The organism is Ciceribacter sp. L1K23, from assembly GCF_018122705.1.
Taxonomy (GTDB): domain Bacteria; phylum Pseudomonadota; class Alphaproteobacteria; order Rhizobiales; family Rhizobiaceae; genus Allorhizobium.
In genome coordinates, this window is record NZ_JAGRRC010000001.1 from 1967085 (window position 1) to 1992711 (window position 25627).

Annotated in this window: 20 protein-coding genes; 7 read left to right on the forward strand and 13 right to left on the reverse strand. The window is 62.3% G+C overall.

Annotated features, from left to right (window positions below; translation table 11 throughout):
- Nucleotide 1: 1 nt before the first annotated feature.
- Nucleotides 2–2197 carry a S8 family serine peptidase gene (locus J5J10_RS09255; protein WP_211929684.1) on the reverse strand — a complete coding sequence of 732 codons (2196 nt, stop codon included), beginning with the start codon at nucleotides 2195–2197 and terminating at the stop codon, nucleotides 2–4.
- A gap of 54 nt (nucleotides 2198–2251) precedes the next feature.
- On the reverse strand, nucleotides 2252–2479 hold the full coding sequence (locus tag J5J10_RS09260; RefSeq protein WP_211929685.1) for a hypothetical protein: 228 nt from the start codon (nucleotides 2477–2479) through the stop codon (nucleotides 2252–2254).
- 544 nt (nucleotides 2480–3023) lie between these two features.
- Between J5J10_RS09260 and J5J10_RS22625 the strand changes: the two genes are divergently transcribed.
- Nucleotides 3024–4466: a M10 family metallopeptidase gene (locus J5J10_RS22625; RefSeq protein ID WP_211929686.1), complete on the forward strand. Its 1443-nt coding sequence runs from the start codon at nucleotides 3024–3026 to the stop codon at nucleotides 4464–4466.
- A gap of 146 nt (nucleotides 4467–4612) precedes the next feature.
- Here the strand turns inward: J5J10_RS22625 and J5J10_RS09270 are convergent, their stop codons facing one another.
- Complete coding sequence (locus J5J10_RS09270; RefSeq protein ID WP_211929687.1) at nucleotides 4613–6517, reverse strand: methyl-accepting chemotaxis protein; 1905 nt, start codon at nucleotides 6515–6517, stop codon at nucleotides 4613–4615.
- A gap of 737 nt (nucleotides 6518–7254) precedes the next feature.
- On the opposite strand from J5J10_RS09270, the gene J5J10_RS09275 reads away from it, so the two are divergent.
- The 4 genes from J5J10_RS09275 (at nucleotide 7255) to J5J10_RS09290 (ending at nucleotide 13435) form a co-directional block, all read left to right on the forward strand.
- Nucleotides 7255–11061: a vitamin B12-dependent ribonucleotide reductase gene (locus J5J10_RS09275; protein ID WP_208549529.1), complete on the forward strand. Its 3807-nt coding sequence runs from the start codon at nucleotides 7255–7257 to the stop codon at nucleotides 11059–11061.
- A gap of 102 nt (nucleotides 11062–11163) precedes the next feature.
- A complete protein-coding gene (locus J5J10_RS09280) occupies nucleotides 11164–12126 on the forward strand; it encodes a DUF4062 domain-containing protein (RefSeq protein WP_348646480.1) in 963 nt (320 codons plus the stop codon).
- Between the two features lie 112 nt (nucleotides 12127–12238).
- Nucleotides 12239–12526 (forward strand): transcriptional regulator, encoded by a 288-nt coding sequence (locus tag J5J10_RS09285; protein ID WP_208553441.1) that lies wholly within the window; start codon nucleotides 12239–12241, stop codon nucleotides 12524–12526.
- An 81-nt stretch (nucleotides 12527–12607) separates the two neighbouring features.
- Entirely contained in the window at nucleotides 12608–13435 is an 828-nt protein-coding gene (locus tag J5J10_RS09290) for a hypothetical protein (protein ID WP_208549522.1), read from the forward strand.
- A 10-nt stretch (nucleotides 13436–13445) separates the two neighbouring features.
- Here J5J10_RS09290 and J5J10_RS09295 read toward each other — a convergent pair whose 3' ends face one another.
- The 5 genes from J5J10_RS09295 to J5J10_RS09315 form a co-directional block, all read right to left on the reverse strand.
- On the reverse strand, nucleotides 13446–13919 hold the full coding sequence (locus tag J5J10_RS09295) for a hypothetical protein (RefSeq protein ID WP_208549520.1): 474 nt from the start codon (nucleotides 13917–13919) through the stop codon (nucleotides 13446–13448).
- A gap of 168 nt (nucleotides 13920–14087) precedes the next feature.
- Nucleotides 14088–14717, reverse strand: coding sequence for an outer membrane beta-barrel protein (locus tag J5J10_RS09300; RefSeq protein WP_208549518.1), 630 nt, complete (start codon nucleotides 14715–14717; stop codon nucleotides 14088–14090).
- Between the two features lie 219 nt (nucleotides 14718–14936).
- Nucleotides 14937–15368, reverse strand: coding sequence for an OsmC family protein (locus tag J5J10_RS09305; RefSeq protein ID WP_208549514.1), 432 nt, complete (start codon nucleotides 15366–15368; stop codon nucleotides 14937–14939).
- A gap of 1453 nt (nucleotides 15369–16821) precedes the next feature.
- A complete protein-coding gene (locus J5J10_RS09310; protein ID WP_211929688.1) occupies nucleotides 16822–18303 on the reverse strand; it encodes a diguanylate cyclase in 1482 nt (493 codons plus the stop codon).
- Between the two features lie 156 nt (nucleotides 18304–18459).
- A complete protein-coding gene (locus tag J5J10_RS09315; protein WP_211929689.1) occupies nucleotides 18460–18717 on the reverse strand; it encodes a hypothetical protein in 258 nt (85 codons plus the stop codon).
- 189 nt (nucleotides 18718–18906) lie between these two features.
- Here J5J10_RS09315 and J5J10_RS09320 point away from each other — a divergent pair, with 189 nt between their 5' ends.
- On the forward strand, nucleotides 18907–19212 hold the full coding sequence (locus J5J10_RS09320; protein ID WP_211929690.1) for a DUF1883 domain-containing protein: 306 nt from the start codon (nucleotides 18907–18909) through the stop codon (nucleotides 19210–19212).
- Between the two features lie 9 nt (nucleotides 19213–19221).
- Here J5J10_RS09320 and J5J10_RS09325 read toward each other — a convergent pair whose 3' ends face one another.
- The 3 genes from J5J10_RS09325 to J5J10_RS09335 form a co-directional block, all read right to left on the reverse strand.
- Nucleotides 19222–20535, reverse strand: coding sequence for a replication-associated recombination protein A (locus J5J10_RS09325; RefSeq protein WP_211929691.1), 1314 nt, complete (start codon nucleotides 20533–20535; stop codon nucleotides 19222–19224).
- Nucleotides 20532–21929 (reverse strand): DegQ family serine endoprotease, encoded by a 1398-nt coding sequence (locus tag J5J10_RS09330; RefSeq protein WP_211929692.1) that lies wholly within the window; start codon nucleotides 21927–21929, stop codon nucleotides 20532–20534. The genes J5J10_RS09325 and J5J10_RS09330 overlap by 4 nt, the downstream gene beginning before the upstream one ends.
- Nucleotides 21930–22048: 119 nt before the next feature.
- Nucleotides 22049–23071, reverse strand: a complete 1023-nt coding sequence (locus J5J10_RS09335; protein WP_211929693.1) for a serine hydrolase — start codon at nucleotides 23069–23071, stop codon at nucleotides 22049–22051.
- Between the two features lie 179 nt (nucleotides 23072–23250).
- Between J5J10_RS09335 and J5J10_RS09340 the strand changes: the two genes are divergently transcribed.
- Nucleotides 23251–23565, forward strand: coding sequence for a hypothetical protein (locus J5J10_RS09340; RefSeq protein WP_249116874.1), 315 nt, complete (start codon nucleotides 23251–23253; stop codon nucleotides 23563–23565).
- A 41-nt stretch (nucleotides 23566–23606) separates the two neighbouring features.
- On the opposite strand, the gene J5J10_RS09345 is transcribed toward J5J10_RS09340, so the two are convergent.
- Both J5J10_RS09345 and J5J10_RS09350 read right to left on the reverse strand, forming a co-directional pair.
- Nucleotides 23607–24488: a carbohydrate ABC transporter permease gene (locus J5J10_RS09345; RefSeq protein ID WP_211929695.1), complete on the reverse strand. Its 882-nt coding sequence runs from the start codon at nucleotides 24486–24488 to the stop codon at nucleotides 23607–23609.
- Nucleotides 24488–25576: a sugar ABC transporter permease gene (locus J5J10_RS09350; RefSeq protein ID WP_211929696.1), complete on the reverse strand. Its 1089-nt coding sequence runs from the start codon at nucleotides 25574–25576 to the stop codon at nucleotides 24488–24490. Before J5J10_RS09350 ends, J5J10_RS09345 begins: the two co-directional genes overlap by 1 nt.
- Between the last annotated feature and the right edge of the window lie 51 nt (nucleotides 25577–25627).

Here is a 25627-nt window from a genome sequence, read left to right on the forward strand (position 1 = left end):
GTCACACGACCAGGAAGTCGCTGTGGGTCAGGTGCAAACCGTCATCGAGTTTCGCGAACAGAACGCGGCCGCCGGACGCGTTGCCGTTGCTGTCATAGTAGAGCTTGCCGGTATCCGTCTCGTAGATGATCCGGTCCTTCGAGTCGGTCGCAAAACCCGACGTGTTGGCGACGAAAGCCGATGAAAAGAGCGTTCCTGTCTTCGTCAGCTTGGTGAAGATGGAGTTTTCCAGCACGATCCGGTCATCCACGACCGAGAAGTCGCTGATCGTGTCGACGTTTGTGGAGCTGTTCAGCTTGGTGTTGAAGTAGAAGCTATCGTTACCCGAGCCCCCGGATAGCTTGTCGTTGCCGCTGCCGCCATAGAGGTTGTCATTCCCCCGATGACCATTCAGCGAGTCATTGCCGCCGCGGCCGTTCAACGTGTCGTTGCCACGCATGCCGTACAGGCTGTTGCTGCCGCTGTTGCCATAGAGACGATCCCCGCCGTCGCCGCCGATCCCCCGGTCCATGCCGCGGAAAATGACGGTAACGCCGTCGATCTTGGACTGCGAACCCGAGTTCAGGTCGATCAGCGATGCCGAAGTCACCGCCGCCGCGTTGATCGTATCGGTGCCGCCATTGGTGTCGGTGATGGTCCTGGAATGGCCCCCCACGCCGTCATAGTCGGAGTATTCGTTGGTGAAAACATAGCGGTCGTTGGTGCTCGACGCGCTGCCATAGGTGCGGAGCTTCAGGTCGCTGACCGTCAGGATATCGCCCGAAGAGGAATCGACGATCTTCACCTTCCAGTCACCGGCGCTGGAGACACCGCGGAAGGCCTGGCTTTCGAAGGTCCATGTGCCGTTAAAGTCCTGGTTCGTGCCAGACCTGTTGACAAGCGTGGAGCGCGTTCCGTCGGGCGAGGTCAGGTAGATGCTCACGTCACCGACATAGGTCGTGGCAAATGTGACCGTCAGCGTCACCCGCTCGACCTCGATGCGATCGGTCTCGCGGATCGTGAACGTCTTTCCGGCGCTGTCGCCATCCGGAATCTGGGTGCTGCTGTTTAGGCCATCCTGATAGGTGCTGCGCTCGTTGGCGCTGGTCTGCGCCGCCGTTCCGCCATAGAGCCAGGTCTCCGCCAGCCGGACGGCGGCGGTTGCGTCCACGAGGCCGTAGCCGTAGTCGATGGAGAAGTGCATGCCACCGCCGTTCCAAGTGGTAGCTCCGTTCCACTTCCAGGCCTCCCGCTCGTAGCCGGCCGCTGCGCTGCCCATGGCGCTGCCCACATGCCGCGCGGATGCAGCGAGGATCTCCTGCACGTCGCGCCAGCCGAGATTATCGTTGGCATCCAGCATCAGCGCCACGACGCCAGAGACCATCGGCGCAGCCGACGAAGTGCCGTTGAACTGGTTGGTGATGTCAGTCGCGTCGTATCCGGCGCTGCCGGTCCGGTCGGTGGTTACCACCTCTCCGGGGGTTCCGAACCCGGACACCAGGTTGGCTGCTCCGTAGCTTGAATACCAGGAGACCGCACCGCTCTGGTCAACCGCGGCCACCACGACCTGACGGGTGTCGTTCGTCCACATGTCGGCGTTGACGTCATAGAGGGTGTCGCGCGAATTTCCGGCGGACTTGACGATGATGGTCCCCCTGTCGTCGCGCCCCGTGTCGACCGCGTAGTCTATCGACGTGCGGATCGACCGGACGAGGCTCTGGTCGAGCTCCCCGCCGAAGATCGTCGCCAGCCAGTTTGCCATCCCCTGGCTGAGATTGACGACGTGAGCGCCGCTGTCGGCGGCGCTGCGGATGCTGTCGCGTACGTCGATGAGCCAGGTGTCGGAAATGAGGCCGTAGAGGCGATAGCCGACGAGCCTTGCATCGAAGGCGATCCCGACGGTGCCGCTGCCGTTGTCGTCAGCGCCGATGATCCCCATCACCGCTGTACCGTGCGCATCGCTCGTTGTGCCGAACGCGTCGGCGGTGTTCGTATCGAAATCGAAGTCCAGCGTTTGGTCGTAATTGCCCGCCAAGTCGCTGTTGGTGTAGTCGAAACCGTCATCGATAACGAAGACGTTGATCCCGGCGCCCGTGTAGTCCGCCCAGGCCGCCATGACGCGCAGGTCGTACTGACCCGCATCCCGCTGGTTCAGATGCCATTGCTGATCGGATTCCGGAAGGCTCGTCGAAAGACGCGGATCTGTCGGTATTGCCATGTTTCCCCCTCGGCGCACGGCGCCATCGTGACCTTTTTAGCGGCCTGATTGATTTCAAAGAACGTCTATTCGATCTGCACGGAGCGCCGGACCGATGCATGTCGTCGGATGGACGAACACGCCCGTCACCTTCACCCGGCTGCCGATGGCCACATCCGGCGGCAGTCGAAAAATGAAGACACTGCGGCCGTCGTCCGTGCGGAGCCTGGGGCATTCCACGGCATTGCCCATGGTTTCGCGCACGCCCGTCACCGTTTCAACCTGATCCGCCTCTTGTGCCATCGCTGTCGCGCCTGCCAACACCAACACAAGGCCCGTCGAACAAAGGGCGCCGGCGCGCCGTCGTATGGGGCACACTGCCCCCGAAAACGGACCGTCACGCATCGCCTTCATCTCGCCCAAGACCTTGTTAAAGAAACGCTAACCTTGCCACAGACGTCTGTAAACAACTTTCATTCGACGGCGTCGTAGCAAAAAGAGGCTTAGATCTGTGTAATGCGCGACACTTGACTCGAAAACCGCGACATAAATTTCTTGGAATGACCATATTTAGAACGGATTTTCTCATGTCCACTATTAACCACCCGGATTTCCACATTAAATTCCTGAAATACGTTTCGTTTTATTGCGATATATATAGGATGCAGAGAATCCTCCCCATTACTGCTCCTGCGAGCGGTTTCGTTGCTGCAGCAAAAAACAAGGTGGTCGTCGACGTTGATCCTCTTCCGAGTATTGCGGCGCCATACTGGAGCTTCTCACTGTTGCTTCCTTTAGAATTTGTTGCCATGGTGAAATAACGATTCACCGGACTTTTGGGGGGACAATGCGTTCGTATTCGCTGCTGAACGATGACAAGGACGAAATCGTCCTGAATGCGCGGGCGCTGCATGCGCAGGCGATGAACCAGGATGCCGCTTCCACAGCGTGGTCCTCGGCCCGTGTCTCAGTCGGCAACGCCTTGCCAACCTACAGCTATAGCCAGATCGCGGCCTATCTGACCGATGGCTATTGGGACGACCAGGGTGGCCAGCGCAGGTCCTTCAACATCGACGCGGGGCAGACACTCAGCGTCAACATGACCGACCTCAATGCGGCTGAGAAAAAGATCGCGACTTGGGCGCTTCAGGCGTGGACCGCGGCGTCGGGCATCAAATTCTCGATCACGACCAGTTCCTCGGCGAAGATTACGTTCACGAACAACGGCTCTGACGAAGCCTGGTCAACATCGACATATTCCGGCACGACGATCTCTTCGTCGATCGTCAATATCTCTAGCGACTGGGTGACATACTACGGCACCGGACGCGGCACCTATTCCTTGCAGACCTATATCCACGAGATCGGCCACGCGCTCGGCCTCGGCCATGCCGGCGATTACAACGGCAACGCCACCTACGGCTACGACAACCACTATGCCAACGACTCCTGGCAGGCGACGATCATGTCGTACTTCGATCAGGACGATAACACCTTCGTCAACGCCGACTTCGCCTGGTTGCTGACGCCAATGATCGCCGATGTGCTGGCGATCCGCCGCCTTTATGGCACTACGTCCATCAATGGTGGCAATACGACCTACGACTATGAGTCGACGTTTAATCTCGGCGATGTCGCGATGACCATCGTCGACACCGGCGGCAGCGACCTGCTCGACTTCTCGTGGCTGACGGCGGGCTCCAAGATCAACCTCAACGCCGGAACATACTCCGATGTCGATGGGCTGGTGGGCAATTTCGGCATCGCCTACGGCACGGTGATCGAAAAAGCCAAGGGCGGTTCGGGCAGCGACCAGATCAACGGCAACAGCGCCTCAAACCAGATCTGGGGCAATGGCGGCAACGACAAGCTGTTCGGCAGCGGAGGTAACGACTCCATCAGCGGCGGCAGCGGCAACGACAGGCTTTACGGCGGAACCGGCAAGGACAGCCTGACCGGCGGCAGCGGGCGCGATACGTTCTATTTCAATACGAAGCTCAGTTCGTCCACCAATGTCGACCGTATCAACGACTTCTCGGTCGCCGATGACACGATCGCGCTGGAGAATTCGGTCTTCACGAAACTGACGAAGACCGGAACGCTCTTTTCATCGGCTTTCACTGCCAACAAGTCGGGTTTTGCGACCGACTCCAAGGACCGGATCATCTACGAAACGGACACGGGCAAGCTGTTCTACGATTCCAACGGCAACGCATCCGGCGGACGCATCCAGTTCGCCCAGCTCGATGATGGCCTCAAGCTTACCTACAAGGATTTCCTGATCGTCTGAACTCGACAGGCCAAGGCTGTCGTCACCGACAATGCCGCCTCCCCAGGGGGCGGCATTTTTCGTGGAACAGTATCCGCCCTACTCACCCCAAACAAAAAAGGCGCCGCCCTGAAGCGACGCCTCCTTCATCCGATGATTGCCGTGCCTCAGGCGGCGCGCTGGGCCTCCACGCGGCCGCCGGACGACTGCAGGCGGAAGCGGGCGAGCTGGCCTTGGAGCTGCTGGCTTTCGCTGGCGAGCACCTGGCTGGCGGCCGTGGTTTCTTCCACCATGGCGGCGTTCTGCTGGGTCATCTGGTCCATGTGATTGACCGAGGTGTTGATCTCGGCGAGCGCGGCGGACTGTTCCTGCGCGGCACGCGCGATGCTCGCGACGTGGTCGTTGACGCGGTTGACCAGGCTTTCGATCTCGGTCAGCGCCTCGCCGGTCGAGTGAACCAGCGCCACGCCGCCCTTCACCTCGTCGGCGGAGGTATTGATCAGCGTCTTTATTTCCTTCGCGGCGTTGGCCGAGCGCTGGGCCAGTTCGCGGACTTCCTGGGCGACGACCGCAAATCCCCTGCCCGCTTCGCCGGCACGGGCTGCTTCCACGCCGGCGTTCAGCGCCAGGAGGTTGGTCTGGAAGGCAATCTCGTCGATGACGGAGATGATCTGGCTGATCTTCTGCGATGACTGCTCGATGCGGCCCATGGCGTCGATGGCGTTGCGGACGATGTCGCCCGACTTGCCGGCGCTCGACTTGGTCTCCAGCACCATCGAGCTTGCCTCGCGGGCGCGCTCGGTCGAGGTCTTGACCGTGGTGGTGATTTCCTCCAGCGCGGCTGCGGTCTCTTCGAGAGAGGCCGCCTGCTGCTCGGTGCGGCGCGCCAGCTGGTTGGCCGCCTGGCTAAGCTCGGATGAGTTGCCGGCGATCGTGTGCGAGCCGGCCAGGATGTTCGACATGGTCTGGCGCAGCGTCGCCATGGTGTTGTTGACGTTGACCTGCAGTTCGGCAAACGCGCCCTGGAACTGGCCGCGCATTTCCTGGCTGAGGTCGGCGTCGGACAGAGCGGCGATGACGCGACGGACCTCGGTGACGCCGCGGTCGACGCCTTCCACCAGTTCGTTGACGCTGCCGGCGAAGCGCTTCAGGTCCTCGTCGTCATACTGCTTGGTGATGCGCTTGGAGAAATCTCCCGCCGCGGCGGCGGCGACGATGCCGCTGATATTGGCCTGCAGGTCCTTGCTCTGTGCGGTGAGTGCCGCTTCCTGGGCTTCCATCTCGCGCATGTGCAGTTCGTTGGAGCGGAAGACCTGCAGCGCGCGGGCCATCTCGCCGATCTCGTCCTTGCGCTCGGTATCGGGAATTTCGCCCTTGAACTTGCCGGAGGCCATCTCGGACATGATGGCCGTCAGGCCACGGATCGGATTGACGATCCCCTTGCGGGCGATCACGAGGCTCAAGGCGACGCCGGCGATGATGCAGATCAGCGCGGTTGCGCCGAGAACCACGATCGTCGTCGTCGAGGCGGAAAGCGCCGAGGCGCGCGATTCGGCCAGCGTGTTGCTCGAATAGGTGCTGTATTCCTTGACGATGGCGGTCACGGCCTTCTGGCCGTCGAGCACCTTGGCGAGTTCCTCGCGCATGACGGCGAGATCCTTGCCCTGTTCGGAGCCGGCGACGGCGACCATCGAGCGGATCGAGGCGAAGTAGCTGTCGAGCGTGGTGCGCACCTGGTCGAGGATACGGGCCTCGTTGGCGTCCGCAGTCGCGGCGATCTTCGGCAGGCGGTCGAGCATTTCCTTGGCGCGCCTGTCGGTCTCGGCGGCGAAATCGGCAGCCTTTTCAGGCGCCAGCGCCAGCTGGTAGGTCATGCGGGAAATGGCGATGATGTCGACGCGCAGGTCCATCGCCTCGCGGGCGACCTCCTCGCGGGCGCCCGTATCCTTCAAGGCGCCGCCCAACGACGTCAGGCCGCTCGCGCCAACGGCGGCGATGGCACCGGCAGCGATACCCATCGTCACGACGAGCAGGCTCACCTTCTTGAGGATCGAGAAATTGGCGAAACTCATGGCTGAATATCTCTCGGCTGGACTTTCCCTGATGGAAAGCGGCCCTGACGGCCCGAAACGGAGATCATTCCGCACAGTGATGGGTGCATCGTTGCAGGAAGCTCGTTTATTTTCGGTATAAGAGAAGCGCGAAATACGGCAGTGCAGCAAAAATCGCATTTTTCACCGATGAGAAAAACCTGTGTGTCAAATCAGGACACGAAAATGGCGGTCTCGCGTCGTGGTGGACACGCCTGAAACCCCCACTCCCCCGGCGCAGCAGGGCGACAAGGGGTGCGCGGCTGCTATTTTCGCCAATCCCCGTTTTCCACAATGAAACACCACTAGATGTGGTATTCATAAATTCGTCACGGTCCACCCCTTGACGGAATCAGTGCATTTCAAGTTAATGGCCCTGTTGCGGCGGCGACAGAATCGGACAGTAACGAGGCCGGTTCTTTTCAAGGAAATCGATGAAGTCCCAAGCGGATAGGCCTCATGATGTGGCGCTTTTCCGAACGGTTTCGCGTGCGGTTTTCAGCCAAAGAAACACACCGGGGACTGGCAGCAAGAATTTGTTAACACTATATATAGTAGGCTTGCAGCCATAATCACCACAAGATACAGGTTGACGCATTCGCGGATGAATCACCTGATTTAGAGCGTTCGGAGCCCGGCTTGCGTTTTACAAACGAGGCCGGACGGGGATATAATGCGCCTTTGACGGGCGCGGAACTTGCACAAGGGACAAGAGCCAGATGCGCATAGAACGTCGTTTTACGAAGACCGGCCAGTCGCCCTACGCGGAGATCGAATTCCGCAAGGCGGTGAGCGAGATCAAGAACCCGGACGGCTCGATCGTCTTCCGGCTGGCGGATATCGATGTACCCGCCCAGTTCTCTCAGGTCGCGACCGACGTTCTGGCGCAGAAGTATTTCCGCAAGGCCGGCGTTCCCGCCGTCCTGAAGAAGGTCGAGGAAAACGACGTTCCGTCCTTCCTGTGGCGCTCCGTCCCCGATGAAAAGGCGCTCGCGGCTCTCCCCGAAGGCGAACGCTTTGGCTCCGAAACCGATGCGCGTCAGGTGTTCGATCGTCTGGCCGGCACCTGGACCTACTGGGGCTGGAAGGGCAAGTACTTCTCCTCGGAAGAAGACGCCCTCGCCTTCAAGGACGAGCTTGCCTACATGCTCGCCACCCAGCGCGTCGCTCCGAACAGCCCGCAGTGGTTCAACACCGGCCTGCACTGGGCCTATGGCATCGACGGTCCCGGCCAGGGCCACTTCTATGTCGACCCCTTCACCGGCAAGCTCGTCAAGTCCAAGTCGGCCTACGAGCATCCGCAGCCGCATGCCTGCTTCATCCAGTCCGTCGAGGACGACCTCGTCAACGAGGGCGGCATCATGGATCTGTGGGTGCGTGAGGCGCGTCTCTTCAAGTACGGCTCCGGCACCGGCTCCAACTTCTCCTACCTGCGCGGCGAAGGCGAAAAGCTGTCGGGCGGCGGGCGTTCGTCGGGCCTCATGTCCTTCCTGAAGATCGGCGACCGTGCAGCCGGCGCCATCAAGTCGGGCGGCACCACGCGCCGTGCGGCCAAGATGGTCGTGGTCGATATCGACCATCCCGATATCGAGGAATACATCAACTGGAAGGTCAAGGAAGAGCAGAAGGTCGCGGCTCTCGTCACCGGCTCGAAGATCGTCGCCAAGCACCTGAAGGCGATCATGAAGGCCTGCGTCAACTGCGAGGCCGACAACGGCGCCTGCTTCGACCCGAACCAGAACCCGGCCCTGAAGCGCGAGATCCGCGCCGCCAAGAAGGACCAGGTTCCGGAAAACTACGTCAAGCGCGTCATCCAGTTCGCCCAGCAGGGCTACAAGGATATCGAGTTCAAGACCTACGACACCGACTGGGATTCGGAAGCCTATCTCACGGTCTCGGGCCAGAACTCCAACAACTCCGTCTCGCTGAAGGACGACTTCCTGCGCGCCGTCGAGAACGATGGCGACTGGAACCTGACCGCCCGCAAGGACGGCCGCGTGATGAAGACGCTGAAGGCGCGCGATCTCTGGGACAAGATTTCCTACGCCGCCTGGGCGTCGGCCGATCCCGGCATCCACTTCAACACGACGATGAACGACTGGCACACCTCGCCGGCCGCCGGTCCGATCCGCGCGTCGAATCCGTGCTCGGAATACATGTTCCTCGACGACACGGCCTGCAACCTCGCCTCGCTCAACCTCCTTCAGTTCAAGGACGCCGCGACCAAGAAGATCAACGTCGCCGACTACGAACATGCCGTGCGTCTGTGGACCGTCGTGCTCGAAATCTCGGTCATGATGGCGCAGTTCCCGTCGCGCCAGATCGCAGAGCTCTCCTACGAATACCGCACGCTCGGCCTCGGCTATGCCAACATCGGCGGCCTCCTGATGTCCTCGGGCATCCCGTACGACTCGGCCGAGGGCCGCGCCATCTGCGGCGCGCTGACCGCCATCATGACCGGCGTCTCCTATGCGACCTCGGCGGAGATCGCCTCCGAGCTCGGCCCCTTCCCGGGCTACAAGCCGAACCGCGACAACATGCTGCGCGTCATCCGCAATCACCGCCGCGCCGCCCATGGCCTGTCGGACGGTTATGAGGGCCTGTCGGTCAATCCGGTGCCGCTCGTCCATGCCGAATGCAGCGATCCGGCCCTCGTCGACCACGCCGTCAAGGCCTGGGACAAGGCGCTCGAACTCGGCGAGAAGCACGGCTACCGCAACGCCCAGGTCTCGGTCATCGCGCCGACAGGCACGATCGGCCTCGTCATGGACTGCGACACGACCGGCATCGAGCCCGACTTCGCGCTCGTCAAGTTCAAGAAGCTTGCCGGCGGCGGCTACTTCAAGATCATCAACGCGGCCGTTCCGGAAGCGCTGCGCACCCTCGGCTACTCGGAATCCCAGATCGCCGAGATCGACGCCTATGCCGTCGGCCACGGCAACCTCAACCAGGCGCCCGGCATCAACCCGACCACGCTGAAGGCCAAGGGCTTCACCGACGAGAAGATCGCCGCCGTCAACGGCGCGCTGAAGGCCGCCTTCGACATCAAGTTCGTGTTCAACCAGTGGACGCTCGGCGCCGACTTCCTGAAGGACACCCTCAAGGTCTCCGACGAGCAACTGTCAGACATGAGCTTCAACCTGCTCGACCACCTCGGCTTCTCGAAGAAGGACATCGAGGCCGCCAACATCCACGTCTGCGGCGCGATGACACTCGAAGGCGCACCCTTCCTGAAGCCCGAGCACCTGCCGGTGTTCGACTGCGCCAATCCGTGCGGCAAGATCGGCAAGCGGTACCTCTCGGTCGAAAGCCACATCCGCATGATGGCGGCCGCCCAGCCGTTCATCTCGGGTGCGATCTCCAAGACGATCAACATGCCGAACGAGGCAACCGTCGAGGATTGCGGCGCGGCCTACATGCTCTCGTGGAAGCTGGCGCTGAAGGCCAACGCGCTCTACCGCGACGGCTCCAAGCTCTCGCAGCCGCTCAACGCCTCGCTGGTCGAGGACGACGAGGACGACGATGCGCTGGAGGAATTGCTGCAGGCGCCGGCAGCGGCACAGGCCGTGATCGTCACCGAGAAGATCGTCGAGCGGATCGTCGAGCGTCTGGTGCGCGAACAGGAAAAGCTGCCGACCCGGCGCAAGGGTTATACCCAGAAGGCCAAGATCGGCGGCCACACCATCTTCCTGCGCACCGGCGAATACGACGACGGCCGGCTTGGCGAGATCTTCCTCGACATGAACAAGGAAGGCTCGGCGCTGCGCGCGCTGATCAACAACTTCGCCATCTCCGTGTCGCTCGGCCTGCAATATGGCGTGCCGCTCGAGGAATATGTCGACGCCTTCACCTTCACCAAGTTCGAGCCGGCCGGCATGGTCCAGGGCAATGACGCGATCAAGAACGCGACATCGATCCTCGATTACGTCTTCCGGGAACTCGCGATCTCCTATCTCGGCCGCCACGACCTTGCCCATGTCGACACCTCCGACTTCGGCAATACGGCGCTCGGCAAGGGCATGAAGGAAGGCAAGGCGGATGCCGTGTCCAAGGGCCTGACCCGCGGCTACAAGCCGGTTCTGGTCTCCGGCCATAACACGGCGGCCTCCGGCGCGGAACCGAAGGGTGCCGCAACGGCCGCGCCCGCCAAGGCGTCGGGCGGCGCCACGGTCACCGCGATCGCCGGCAATACCGCGCGAAAGATGGAACCGGCCATGGCCGTCGCCACCTCCGAAGTCGTCTCCTTCAAGCGCGACTACGAGGAACGCGCTGCCGCGCTCGTCGAGGAATATGCCGAGGAACTGGCCGAGGCCGCCGAAAGCCCGGACCTGTTCTCCGACAAGGCCGCAGCCGACGCCGCCGCCGCCAAGTCGGACGCCAAAAAGGTCGAAGCCGACCGCCGCATGCGCTCCATTGCTCAGGGCTATACCGGCAACATGTGCTCGGAATGCCAGAACTTCACGATGGTGCGCAACGGCACCTGCGAGAAGTGCGATACCTGCGGGGCGACCAGCGGGTGCAGCTGATCATTACAGGGTAAAGTGGAAATTTGCGTTTCCGCTCGCGCTAAATCAGTTAAGATAAACTGCGGCGAGTGAATTCGCCGCAGTTTTTCATTGGGCGAGATCGTGCAAAAAAAGCGATACCAGATATTCTTAAGTTCCACGTTCTCTGATCTAGAAGATGAGCGTCGAAGAGTCATGATGGCAATGCTGGGAATGGACTGCATTCCCTCCGGCATGGAGTTTTTCCCAGCATCAGATGAAGAAACTTTCGATTTTATAAAAACTATAATTGATGAATCCGACTACTACATATTAATTCTTGCGGGACGGTATGGGTCCGTTTCTCCGGATGGAATTTCCTATACAGAAAAGGAATACGATTACGCTGTATCGACAGGAAAACCAGTCTTGAGCTTTGTTATAAAGGATATATCTCAGCTAACGGTATCTAGGCTGGACAACGATCCTGCGTTGAGGGCCAAGCTGCAGGAATTCCGCGAGAAAGTGCTCAACGCGGGACGACTCGCCAAATTCTGGACAAATGGTGACCAGCTAGCATCGGAAGTAATTCTCACACTTACACATGCAATAAAAAGATACCCTCAACCTGGCTGGATACGAGGAGACAACGCAGCATCGGAAGAGATACTCCTCACGATAAACAAACTTCGGGAAGAAAATGAAAGATTGAAAATCACGTCTTCTTCGGTCCCACCCAAAATACCAACCGAGGGGCTTGCGGGCTTAGAGGACGATTTCACCATTGATTTTTCAGGGCAACGTTACGCTGGATATGACTACAAACCGATGTCGATTTCGGTGAAATTTGGGGACATCCTCAAGAGACTAGGTCATAGATATCGATCTTTTCATCCGATAAACAGCAAAAACGACTTAGAGTCGCTCATACTTGAGATATCTTCCTGCGTAAATATCAGATTCGACTACCGATATGTGAGAGAAATTATTGCTCAATTCGAGATACTCGGAATAATTGAATTTAAAGATATCGATGGAAAATCTGGATATGTTTTAACGGAAGTTGGATTGAAAGAATATTTATCCCGAATTGCTGTAAAAGCCTGACCGTTAAAGCATTTTGCGATCAAGACTGAGTGAATGCGACACGTACGGACCCCGGAGCATGACAATGCACAACGCCAAGTCCCCCGGAACCGACTGGGCCTACCTCGGCGCCATGACCGACGAGGAAGCCGAGGCCAACGCGCTCGCCGATCCGGACAATCCGCCGATGACGAAAGAGCAATTGCGCGCCGCTCGCAGAATGCCGCAGGTGAAAGTCATCCGCCGGGCGCTCCGCCTCACGCAGGAGGAATTTTCCGTCCGCTACCGGATCCCGCTCGGCACGCTGCGCGACTGGGAACAGGGCCGCAGCGAACCCGACGCCCCGGCGCGGGCCTATCTCAAGGTCATCGCCGTCGATCCCGCCGGCACCGCACGAGCGTTGTCGAAAGGCGTTGCCTGAGGCAAGCCCACCCCCACCCTTGCCAACCCCTCCGCGCCGCCGCCATAAAAGCACCGGACACACCGGAGGAGACCTGACCTGATGACATCGCGCCTGCCCGCCCTCGCCGCCCTCGCCCTTGCCGCCATCGTGGCCGCAGCCCCGCTTGCCGCCGCCACCGAGTTCCAGATGACGCTGTTCGGGCACGCGGTGGCGATCGTGAAGGCGGGCGACGAGGAGAGCCTGGAGATCGACGGGCGGTCGGTGCTGAAGGACTACTATCTCTTCGTCGATGAGGTCCGCCTGGTCGGCGGCGTGCCGGTGGTGCTGGGCTCGGCATCCGCCGGCGGCAATGCCTGCGATGGCGCGCCCTTCGTGCTCTCCTTCCCCGACGGTGCGGCGCCGCGCATCGACGGCCCGATCGACAGCTGCGTCAGCGTGTCGATGGAGGAAGACGGCGACAGCCTGGTCTTTTCGACCCGCTCGACGCCCAACGAACCCGGCGAGCGATGGTCTTGGACGGCCGAGGGCGGGCTCAAATCTCTCGACGCCGTCGCCTTTCAGCCGGATGCCGCGAAAGGCTGGGCCGAGCTTCGCGACCGCACCGCCACGCATCCCGGCGACCTGTTCGACTATGCGGACATCGGGGGCGAGATCGCCCGGCTTGCCGGCGACGACCAGAGGCTCGTCAACGATATCCTGATGGGCGTCGGATCGGGCGCGTTCAAGGGCGATTATTTCGTCGGAACCGCCTGCTCGCGCCATATGTGCATGGACCAGGAGGCGCTCGTGATCGCCGATATCCCCTCCCGCACGGTCTATCTGGCCTGGAAGCCGTCGGGTCAGAAGATCCGCGTCAACCCGCCGGTCAAGACCTGGCCGGAGAAGGCGAAAGCCGAAATCCGCGCCTGGGCGGCGAAGTGGAATTAGGGCCGCAGCCTCAGCGGCCAAACTCCACCAGCGTCACCGCCGCCATCCACTCGTAGTCCGCGAGATCGGTGCTTTCGGGCGTCGGGCCGGTAAATCCGCGGGTCAGCGTCGCCTGGCAGGTGGTGACGGTTTCGCCCGGTGCGATGATCCGGTCGGAGCGCAGGAAGGCGCGGTAGGCGAGCGTCGAATGACCCCGCAGCCTCGCCGTCAGGTCGAAGGAAAGCTTCAGGACCGGCCGGTCGGCGGCATTGGTGAAGGCGACAAGCACCGGCCGGGCCGGGTCGGCGCAGATGCCGGGATTGATGTCGGCGCGGGCCGTGACCGCGCTCATCTCGGCCGCCCGCTCCTCGTCCTGGCGGTCGGTCACCAGCCAGACCACACCGCCGACGACCAGCGCCACGGCAATCACGATCGCGGCGGCGCGGCGGCTGAGCAGCGCAAGGATCAGGACGATGAGGACAGCGGCGGCAAGGGCCCAGGCCATTCAGGCGGCCTTCCTGTGGGAATCGGTGATCATCGCCCGAATGTAGGTGCGGCGGCCGCGAATGCAACGGCTGCGACCGCCCGGCCGGTACCGACCGCGCCGGAGAAAATCAAAAAACCGGCATCGACGCGCGCCGATGCCGGTTCCGTAGTGTCGATCGTAGGGCGATCAGAACTTGTAGTTCAGGCCGCCCTTGATCGTGTGGTCGCTGAGATTGGTGGTCGAGGTCGAGGCGCCGTCGAAGCTGCGCACATCAGGCGTGCGCACATAGTTGTACTCGACCTTGGCGGAGATGTTGGCGTTGAGGTTCTGCTCGACGCCGACGCCGAGCAGGTAGCCGGGCTTCCAGCCGTCCGGACCCTCGGCGGTCGTGGTGTCGCGAATGCTGGTCATGGTCGCGCCGGCGGTGCCGTAAATCAGGGTTTCGCCCATGGGCATACCGGCCTTGGCCTTCAGCGCCATGCGGTGGCGTTCCTTCAGCTCGCCGCCTGGAACGTCCACTTCGGTGTCGCTCAGGTGGGTGTATTCCAGTTCGCCGCCGACGATGGCGCCGCCCATTTCGGCATTGTAGCCGCCATGGATACCGCCGGTGAATTCCTTCTCGCCGGAAAACGGGTTGATCTGTTCGCCCGACATGCCGGCATGCACGCCGGCATAGGCGCCGGCGAAGCCGCCGGAGGATGCCGCGGCCGGCTCTTCATAGGCCGGCGCCGGATCGGAATAGGTGAGATCTGCCGCAAAAGCGGAGGTGGATGCCATTGCGGCGGCAAGCGCCAGGGAAACGCGCTTCAGGGTCATGAGCTTACTCCATACTGTACCCGCTTGTCCGAAGCGGGCATGACTCGTTTGACACCACGCAGCGGTTCGGGCCGTCGTCTCCCAGCACCTCGCCATTCCGGCGAGCCCGCACCACCTGCAGGTTCCCTCTAACTTTCACGATTCAATAAAGACTTCGTTAACCCGGAGGGCCTTGAGCGTGATGCGCGACGAAATCGCGCATCACGAAGGGGTGAGCCTTTAGCGGAACGTGGTTTCCAGCGTGATCGGCACCGCCTTCAGCGCCTTGGACACCGGGCAGCCGACCTTGGCCTCCTCGGCGATCCGCTTGAACGTCGCCTCGTCGGTGCCAGGTACCGAGCCGGTCAAAGACAGCGCGATGCCGCTGATCTCGAAGCCGCCATCGGTCTGCGACAGCGTCACCTTGGCCTTCGTCTCCAGGCTTTCCGCCGTAAATCCGGCATCGCCCAACGCCTTCGACAGCGCCATCGTAAAGCAGGCCGCGTGCGCCGCGCCGATCAGCTCCTCCGGATTGGACCCGGCCACGCCCTCGAAGCGGGTCTTGAAGCCGTAAGGATGCTCCTTCAGCGCCCCGCTCTCCGTCGAAATCGCCCCCTTGCCGTCCTTCAGTCCGCCACTCCACTTCGCCGATCCGAATTTCTCGATCGCCATTGTCGTTCTCCTTTGCTGTTGGGGATTGTTCGGGAGGGTAACACCGGGGGTGGGGAAGAGTTCCGGGGGGATGTCGGCCGCTGCCCCCCCTGCCGGGATAGTCTCCCTGCAAACGGAGAGAAGGAGGATGTGGCAAGGCCGGCGCTCCACCTGCCTTCTCCCCGCAGCGGGGAGAAGGTGGCGGCAGCCGGATGAGGGGCGGCGACGTTGCGATGGCCGCACCTCCCTCCAGCCTCATGCCGAGGTGCGCCGACGGCGCCTCGAAGCACGAGGCTGGCCGCTGGTGGTGCCCTCTCTTGCAAAATTTGAGGCTTGGCCCAGAGCGACGTTGGTTGGCTTGGTTTTGTATCCTCGGGTCAAGCCCGAGGATGACGACCGGATGAGGAGGCGACCGGTGCCACAAGATGCCTCTAATCTGCGGGAACCTCTCTTGTGGCACCAACGCCCACCACACACTCCGTCATCCTCGGGCTCGACCCGAGGATCCATTCACGGCCTGCCGTGCTCTCCGATCACGGATCGCAGTAAAAACCACGCCAATCCGGCTTCTTGCGGTCAGCCAACTGGGACTCCCAAAGCCCGCACCAACGCCGCACAAAATTATCTCCCAACAAAATCATACCCTTATCAGAAAAACACACCCTCCCTCAAAAAAATCTCACCGCTGCTTTCCCCCTTCTTTTCCACGCCCGTATCCTTGTTCCCGTTCCGTCGCGGATACACCACAAGGCGTTGTGGCGAGGCGGGGCCGGCGCTGGTGGCAGGGGAAGGACGCAAGAGCCTGCCACCGGGGTCCGCGGAAAATGGTCTCCCTCCGGCGACATGGGGGAGGACGGGTTTGCAGCCAGGCCCGTCATCCAGCCCTAACCGGGCGCCGGGTGTGCCTGTGGGGCACGGAGGGGAGCGCGGGGTATGCATGCGGCGCGGGCCAACGGACCTGACAAGTCCCGGCGGCGCATGCAGGGTGGAGGTTTTCCTCCACCGGAGACCCGACGCTCCTGCAGAGAGGCCGAAGTCGCGGATAAAAACCGCCGAACGGGGTACCGGAAGGTACCACTATACTAAACTAACGAGGTGCCCCCGGTACCCCGTCCGCTTCCCCTTTGTCTGGAGTTACGGGGAAGAGCAGTACAGGTGATGCCGAACCGGAGGGGGAGAGCCTCTGCGGGGTTTTGGGGTGCGTGGAGTTTTGGAGAGAGTTGGAGGTGATGGATGACGTGGCGCGAAAGGAAATGCCGGGACTTGCCCCTCATCCGCCTGCCGGCACCTTCTCCCCGCTCGCGGGGAGAAGGAGGATGGAGCGCCGGCGGTGCCACGTGTCCCTTCTCCCCGCGAGCGGGGAGAAGGTGGCGGCAGCCGGATGAGGGGCAGCAGGAACACGGGAGGCAGCCGGATGAGGGTCAATGGCGGCAGCAGTTGAGGATCCGGTCGACAGGAGGCGGCGAAGCGATCGCTACGCCGCGTCGCTCTCCGCGTCGCTGGCGGCGGTCACTTCGGTTGCGAACAGCGCCCTGCCCCGGCCGCCGGCCTTCGACGCGTAGAGGGCGCGGTCGGCGGCGGCCATGATCTCGGTGGGAAGCGTGCCGCAATCAGGCGAAACGGTAATGCCGAGGCTGACGCCGACGTCGACGACGGCGCCGCCGTCGAGCGCGATCGGTTCGCCGACCGCGGCCATAATCTGGGTCGCGAGCAGCATCAGCCGGTGCCGGTCGGAAAAGGCGGTGACCAGGATGACGAACTCGTCGCCGCCGATGCGGCCGACGAGGCCCTGATCGCCGACGGTGTGACGGAGGCGATCGGCGACCGTGCGGATCACGGTGTCGCCGGCGGCGTGGCCGTGGGTGTCGTTGACGGCCTTGAAGCGGTCGAGGTCGCAGGCGATCGCGGCGAATGGCCGGCGCTTGGCATCCGCGGCAGCGCGGGCGAGCTGCTGGTCGAAGTTCAGGCGATTGGCAAGGCCGCTCAAGGGGTCATGCAGCGCCAGATGCCGGATGCGGCTTTCGCTTTCGGCGAGCAGCGAGGACAGCCTGCTGATGTGGCGCATGACGAAACCGCCGGCCAGCACCAGGAGCAGCGACAGCACCAGAACGATCGGAACGACGATGTCCCAGATGTGCGAGCCCGGACGGGCGCCGGACCAGGAGAAGCTGCCGATCGCGCGGCCGGAGGCGGAGACCACCTTGACCTTGCCGTCGACATCGTCGCTGAAGGCGAGATCGCGGAAGGCGAGCTGGGTATTGAGGTCGCGGACCAGTTCGCGGTCTATCGCCTTGGCCGAGATCAGGATGTGCGGCGGCCCCTCGGGCATCGCCACCTCCTCCTCATCAGGCACGATCGCCATGGCGCTGACGATCGCCGGGCCGCCGTCGACGAAGGCGAAGCCGAAGACGGAAATTTCGCCGATATCGGTGCTCTTGACGACGCGCTGACCATAGCCGCCGTCGATCGGGATGCGGTAGCGCATGTGCGTGTCGACGGCGCGCCTGGCGATGATCGCGAGATCCTCGGTGTCGGCGAGCTGGCGCGGCGTGAAGTCGATGCGGTCCTCGCGCGAGGACGCGACCACCTTGCCGCCAGGGGCGACGACGAAGGTGCGCTCGTGGCCGGAATCCCACCAGAGCGTCGACATGAAGTCGTCGCGGATGAAATCCTCGTCGAAGTCGATGGCGATGCCCTTGACCGAGTCATCCCAGCGGGCCATCAGCAGCAGGTCGCGGGCCATGAGGCCCTGACGGTCCTTCAGCGCATTGTTGAAAAGCCTGAGTTCGGTGGCGGCGGCCTGATCGTCGGCCTCCTTCGAGGCGATCAGGCCGACCGAGAGCAGCGAGAGCGCCGACACGGTGACCAGCGATACGGCGAAAATCATCACGAGGCGCAGCAGACGTCCCTGTGACGGCTGCTTCGGCGTATCCGGCGTCATGATCCTGGCATTCATCGGCAACCCCCGCGTCTTTTTTGGCGGAGCATAGACAGCGGTCGCTTAAATACGATTTAACCCGCACTGCGATCTCACGACATGATTGACGAGCGGTAAAAAAAGCCCTGTCCGCGGAGACGGACAGGGCAGTGTGGAGGTCGGAGGGAAATCGGTTCAGCGATGGCCGGCATCATAGGTGCCGGGGATGTCGGCGGTGCGGCCGTCCGGCCGGTTGCGGAGCCTCAGCTGCGGCGCGATGCGGCTTGCGATCGGATAGGTCAGAAGGTAGGCGAGCACCACGACCAGCGGGATCAGGAATTTCCAGTACGGCTCGAGCGCCGGGATCGACAGAACGGCGACGGCGCCGACGCCGAACAGCATGGCGTTGATCATCATGCCGACGAAGAGGCTCATATAGGTTTCGGTCTTCATTCGCATGCCTCCCTGTCTGGTGGTTGCCTTCATGACAGTGCAAACGCCGCCCGGCCGCGCAGGTTCCCGTTTTTCGCATCGTTCGATCCATTGCGAGACACGGGTTTTTCCACGCTCCCAACCATTCCTTAACCGGCAGCCCTCTAATCTCTCCGCCCAAAGGTTTCAGAACCGGGAACACATCCGCGAATGCCCAAGCCGACTTTTCGCTTCACCCACTATGATTTGAAGGAGCAGCGCCCCGGCACGATCCTCGAGATCTCGCTGTCGGCGGTGAACAATGTCCGGCTGATGAATGCGACGAATTTCCAGCGGTTCCGCGAAGGGCTCGACTTCAAGTATCTCGGCGGCGTCGCCAAGAAATCGCCGGTTAAGATGGTCGTGCCCGATTTCGCGCACTGGCATCTGGTGGTCGACATGGAAGGCCATCACGGGCTGGCCGAATCGGCCGTGAAGATGGTCGCTCCGCCGACCGGGCAGAAGCGCGCGTCCTGACCGGAAACCTTACGGCTCGCCCCGCTCGCGGCGAAGCTTCGACCACCAGTCGAGCCGCTTTCTGATCTCGCGTTCGAAGCCGCGTTCGGGCGGATCATAGAAGATCTGTCGACCCATTTTCTCCGGAAAATAGTTCTGGCCGGAAAAGGCATCCGGCTCGTCGTGGTCGTAGCGATAGCCCTCACCGTAGCCCTCGCCCTTCATCAGCTTGGTCGGAGCGTTGAGGATATGCTTGGGCGGCAGAAGCGAGCCATTTTCCTTGGCCGCCCGCATCGCCGCCTTGTAGGCGACATAGACGCCGTTCGATTTAGGCGCGGTGGCGAGATAGACGCAGGCCTCCGCCAGCGCGAGTTCGCCCTCCGGCGAGCCGAGATAATCGTAGGCATCCTTGGCTGCGTTGCAGATGACGAGCGCCTGTGGATCGGCCAGACCGATATCCTCGACCGCCATGCGCACCAGCCGCCGGCCGAGATAGAGCGGATCCTCGCCGGCATCGAACATGCGGCAGAGATAATAGAGCGCGGCGTCCGGATCTGACCCGCGCACCGCCTTGTGCAAGGCCGAGATCAGATTGTAGTGGCCGTCCTGGCCCTTGTCGTAGACCGGCGCCCGGCGCTGGACGATGCGGGTCAGGCCTTCGGTGTCGAAAACCTCGCCGTCCCGGGCAGCGCGCCAGACCTCCTCCGCCAAAGTCAGCGAGGCGCGGCCATCGCCGTCGGCCATGCGGATCAGGCTTGCCCGCGCCTGCTCATCGAGCGGCAGCGGCTTACCCTCGGTCTCCTCGGCGCGCTTCAGAAGCGTCTCGATGCTCTCCTCGTCATGCGGCTTGAAGGTGAGCACCCTGGCGCGGGACAGAAGAGCGGCGTTGAGCTCGAAGCTCGGGTTTTCGGTCGTGGCGCCGACCAGGATGACGGTGCCGTCTTCCATGACCGGCAGGAAACTGTCCTGTTGGGCGCGGTTAAAGCGATGGATCTCGTCGACGAAGAGCAGCGTCTGCCGGCCGCCCATGCGCCTTGCCCGCGCCGCCTCGAACACCTTCTTCAGATCGGCGACGCCGGAAAAGATCGCCGAAATCTGCTCGAAGGCGAGACCCGCCTCGCCCGACAAGAGCCGGGCGACCGTGGTCTTGCCGGTGCCGGGCGGTCCCCAGAAGATCATCGAGCCGAGCGAGCCCGCCTCGATCATCCGGCGCAGAACGCCATCCTCGCCGGTCAGATGATCCTGGCCGGTCACCTCCGCGAGCGTCTTCGGCCGCAGCCGGTCCGCCAGAGGGCGGCGGGCTGCGACATCGTCAGGAACATGCGCGGAGAACAGGTCGCTCATCGGAAGATCTGCCGGATGCGCTGGCCGTTGCGCTCGAGTTCGACGCGCCAGAAACCGGCATCGGAGGCGGCAATGTCCGATAGCTGGCGAGTGGAATCGACGCTGACGCCATTGACGGCGACGACGATATCGCCCCTTGCGAAGCCGAGCCGTTCGGCGGTCGAGCCGTTTTCGAAACCGGTGATGACGACACCAGCCGACTCGGTCGGCATCTGCAGCTCGTAGGCCATCTTTGGCGAGAGATTGGCGACACGGGCACCTGCGAACGGGCTGCGGCCGAGCAGGACGCGTTCGTCGCGCGGCACAGTCTCGGGTGCGCTTTCCAGTGCCAGCTCGATCGTCTTCGGCTTGCCGTTCTCCAGCACGCCGAGTTCGGCCGTCGCGCCAAGGCCGGCAGTGGTCAGACGATAGCCGAGCGCGTCCGGATGCTCGACCGGCACGCCGTTGACGCTGACGATCACCTGCCCCGGCTTGAGGCCGGCCTTGTCGGCCGGCCCGCCTTCCACCACTCGCACGACGAGCGCGCCGAGCGGCCGGTCGAGACCGAGAGCTTCGGCGACATCGGAGGTGACAGGATCGAACGAGGCGCCGACATAGGGACGTTCGAAGCTCTTGGCGCCGGCATCGGCGGCGGCCAGGAAGACCTTCACGAGATTGGAGGGAATGGCAAAGCCGATACCGTTGGAGCCGCCGCCGCGCGAAAAGATCGCGGTGTTGATGCCGATCAGTTCGCCATTCATGTTCATCAGCGCGCCGCCGGAATTGCCGGGATTGATCGAGGCGTCGGTCTGGATGAAGAAGCCGAAATCGCCTTCCGTCACCTGGTTGCGGGCGAGGCCCGAGACGATGCCGCTGGTCACGGTCTGGCCGACACCAAAGGGATTGCCGATCGCAAGTACGAGATCCCCGACGGCGGCAACGTCGGAATTGCCGATCTTCATCGGCTGGAAGGTGCCGCGGGCATCGATCTTCAGCACGGCGAGATCGAGCCGCGCATCCTTCAGCACCACGCTCACCGGAAACTCGCGGCCATCCGACAGCGCCACCTTGATCTCGTCGGCGCCATCGATCACGTGGTTGTTGGTGACGATCGTGCCGTTGTCTTCGACGATCACGCCGGAGCCGAGCGAGCGCTGCTTCTCCGTGCGGTTCGGAAAGCGCTGGCCGAAGAACTGCTCGAAGAAGGGATCGCCTGCGAATGGCGAGGCCCGGCGCTCGACCACGCGCTCGGCATAGACATTGACGACCGAGCCGTGGGTCTGCTGGACCAGCGGCGAAAACGAGAGCTGAATTTCGGCCTGCGAACGCGGCACCGCCTTTTCCTGCGCGCCGGCAACGGGCGGGATCAGGAAGCATGCGGCCAGAACCGCAGCGACAATCTTCAGACGACGCATGGGAAAGCACCTTTCATAGACGTCAATGTTCTAGAAGCTAAACGGCAAAAGCAAAACCGACCAAACGCGGCAAATGTGGGATTACCGCCATTCTTCAACAAGATCGGGGTTCAACACGGTCAGATGGCGGTGGCGAGGATGATGTCACCCAAGAGGCCATGCAGCCGGTCGCGGTAGCCGGTTCGGGCCGACGGCGCCAGTTCGTTCGAGGTCATTGTGACGGTGAGCGCGAGCCTCGGGACGATATAAAGCATCTGGCCGCCATAACCCCAGGCATAACTGACCTGCTCGCCGGCCATCTCCTTCAGGAACCAGCCGTAGCCGTAGCCATCGCCGTTGAAGACGGACTTGGTGCGCGGCGTCCAGCTTTCGTCGATCCAGGCTTCCGACACGAGGCGGGTTCCATCCCCAGTCACGCCGCGGCGCCGGTAGAGTTCGCCGAACGCATGCAGCGAACGCGGCGTCATGGCCATCTGGTTGCCGCCGAGATAATAGCCCTGCGGATCGCGGTCCCACGACCCGATGCGGAACCCGTCGAGCGGCCCGAGCCAGTCGCGGGCGAGTTGCAATGTCGGCTGCCTGCCAACCTTCGTCAGGATCACCGACAGCAGATGTGTCGATGCAGTGGAATAGAGCATACCGCCGCCCGGATCGTCGACGAAATCCGCGGCGAGTGCCGTACGGACCCAGTTGCGGCTCGCGACCCAGCGGCCGTAATTGGGACCGGACATACGCTCCAGGCCGGACTGCATCGAAAGAAGATTGCCGATGGTGATTTCCGACAGACGCGGATCGGGGTTTTCGGGAAACTCGGAACGGAGCACTGTCTCGATCGGCTGATCGACGCCTTTCAGCAGGCCCTTGTCGATGGCGATGCCGACGAGGCAGGAGACGATGGATTTGGAGGCCGACTTGATGTTGGTTGAGCCGTCGAGGCTGTTGCCGCGATAGGCGCGCTCGGCCACCCCCTCCCCGTCGCGCGTCACGATCACCGCCTCCAGAGTGTCGAGGTCAGCGGCTCTCTGTAGCAGATTGTCGATCCGGCTCCGGACGGCAATGGTCTGGGAGAAGGCGGGCGTTGCAAGGGGCAGACTCAGGAGCGGCGTGCCGGCGAGAAGGGAAACGAAGATTCTTCTTTTCATGCAGGTACCGTCAAATCACTCTGTGGCAGGCAGAAGGCGGGCGGGCGGCTTCACCCGATTGTGACATGTTCCGGTGGCGGCCGGAACGAAGGAGACGGCAAAACGTTGCCTGATCGGTTCCGATTCAGCAGGACGATCCCATGACCAAAGCGCCTTCCAAGCTCCCGCTTCTCTCCACCATGCTTTTCCTTGCCGCCGCCGGAGCCGCGCCAGCCGCCAGTTTCGACTGCGCAAAGACCGATCTCGCCGCCGACGAAAAGGTGATCTGCGAGGACCGCGGGCTCAACGACGCGGACGTCCGGATGGTGACGACCTTCGATCTTCTGAGCGGTCTTCTCGCCATGGGTTCTCGTAGCACGCTGCAGGACGATCAGGTGGAATGGCTGTCGAGACGCCAGGCCTGCGGCAGCGACGCGGCCTGTATCCGCGCGGCCTCCGACGAGCGCATGAAGGCGCTGAACGAGGTCTACAAGAGCCTGCAGCGTCCGATCTGAACCGCCGCGCGGCGACGATGCGTTCCGGCAACTCTCCACACCTACCCCTTCAACCCAGTTGCGGCGATGGAGGAGATGAAGGCGCGTTGCAGGAAGAGGTAGAAGACCAGCACCGGCACAGTGATGATCGACAGATAGGCCATCACCTCTCCCCAGGCGGTGTTGAGCTGGAAGAAGTACTGAAGCCCGACCATGACCGGGCGATAGTCCTCCGATTGCGTGACGAGCAGCGGCCAGAGATATTGCTGGCTGTACATGATGAGGAATTTCAGGATCGCGGCGGTGGCGATGACGGGGCCGGAGATCGGCATGATCACCTTCCAGTAGATCTGCAGCCAGCTGGCACCGTCGATCCGGGCGGCGTCGATCAGTTCCTTCGGAAGATCCTTGAAGTACTGGACGAAGAGAAAGATCGTCAGCCCGTCGCCGATCCAGGGGATGATCTGCACGTGGTAGGAGTTGAGCCAGCCGGTGACGGGGCCATCGAAGGTCATCCACGGCAGGGTGTTGACCTCCAGCAGCAGCGGGATGGCAATGGTCTCGAACGGCAAAATCAGCGTAGCGAGGATCATCGTGAAGATGACGTCGCGGCCGTGCCAGTTGAGGAAGGTGAAGGCGAAGGCGGCAAGCGAGCCGACGAGCAGAGCGCTTGCGACCGTCAGCCCCGTCACCAGCACCGAATTGAAGACGAAGAGCCCGATCGGCGCGCGGCGGAAGGCGGCGAAATAGTTGTCGAGCGAGATGTCGCCGACCGGCAGGAAGGCGCGGATCGAGGCCGTATCGCGCAGGAGCTGCGCATCGGGTTTCAGGGACGACATGACCATGAAGACCAGCGGGAAGATGAAGACGAGCGCGATCAGGATCAGGACGGCATAGCGCCACACAAGGCTCCAGGCGCTTCGTTTCGTGCCGGCCTGGGCCATCAGCGTCGCTCCCTTGTGAGATAGCGTTGGGTCATGGAGATCGTGAAGACGATCAAGAAGAGGATGACCGAGATGGCCGAGCCGCTGCCGATATCCTGTCTGACATAGCCGTGTTGCACCGCCTGATAGACAAGAGACTGGGTGGAATCGAGCGGTCCGCCGCTGGTCATCACGTCGATCTGGGCGAAGAGCGCAAAGCCGTTCATGGTGATGACGATCAGCACCAGGATCGCCGTGTTGCGCAGCATCGGCCAGGTGATGTAGCGGAACTTCTGGAGGCTGGTCGCGCCTTCCAGATCGGCGGCCTCGTAAAGCGATTCCGGGATGGTCTGCAGGCCGGAGAGCCAGATGACCATGTGGAAGCCGACGCCCTGCCAGACGGACATGACAAGGATCGCCCAGAGCGCGGTGTCCGTTCTCCCCAGCCAGTCGATCGGCTGGAACAGGCCGAAGCTCAGGAAGCCGAGCAAGGCGTTCAATAGCCCGTTGTCGCCGGCATAGATGAAGCGCCAGAGCAGCGCGACGACGACGATCGACAGCACCACGGGCATGAAATAGATGGCACGGAAGATGTTGATCCCCGGCAGGCGCTGATTGACCAGAAGCGCCAGACCGAGCGCCAGTCCGCCCTGCAGCGGTGCGACGACGGCCACGAAACAGATCGTGTTGACGATCGCCTTCAGGAAGACGATGTCGCTCGCAAGAATGACGATGCGGTCGTCACCCCAGGGAAAGGACGTGTATTCCCGCATGCCATCATACTGCGGATAATCCGGGTTGTTGCGCGTGAAGCTGCGGATGCGCGGATACTCCGGCTCGCCGTCATCGTCCCTGACGATCCCTCCCTGATCATCGTGCTCGGGTTCCAGCACCAGAATTCCCATGCCGAGAAGATCTGTGAAATTCTTCGTGCCGATGTAGGACGGCGGGTTGGGCGAGACGAGCCGCTGGTTGGTGAAAGACAGGCCCATGCCCAGGAAGAAAGGCGTCACCAGGAAGGCGAGGATCAGCACGATCGCCGGCGCCGCCATCAGCCAGCCGGCCAGATGATGCCGGTGCAATTCGGGGGTGGCGTGTCTGCCAGCCATCGCTCAAACCTCTCCTGACGCTCGGGGATGTGCGGCCCGATCAAGCCGGGC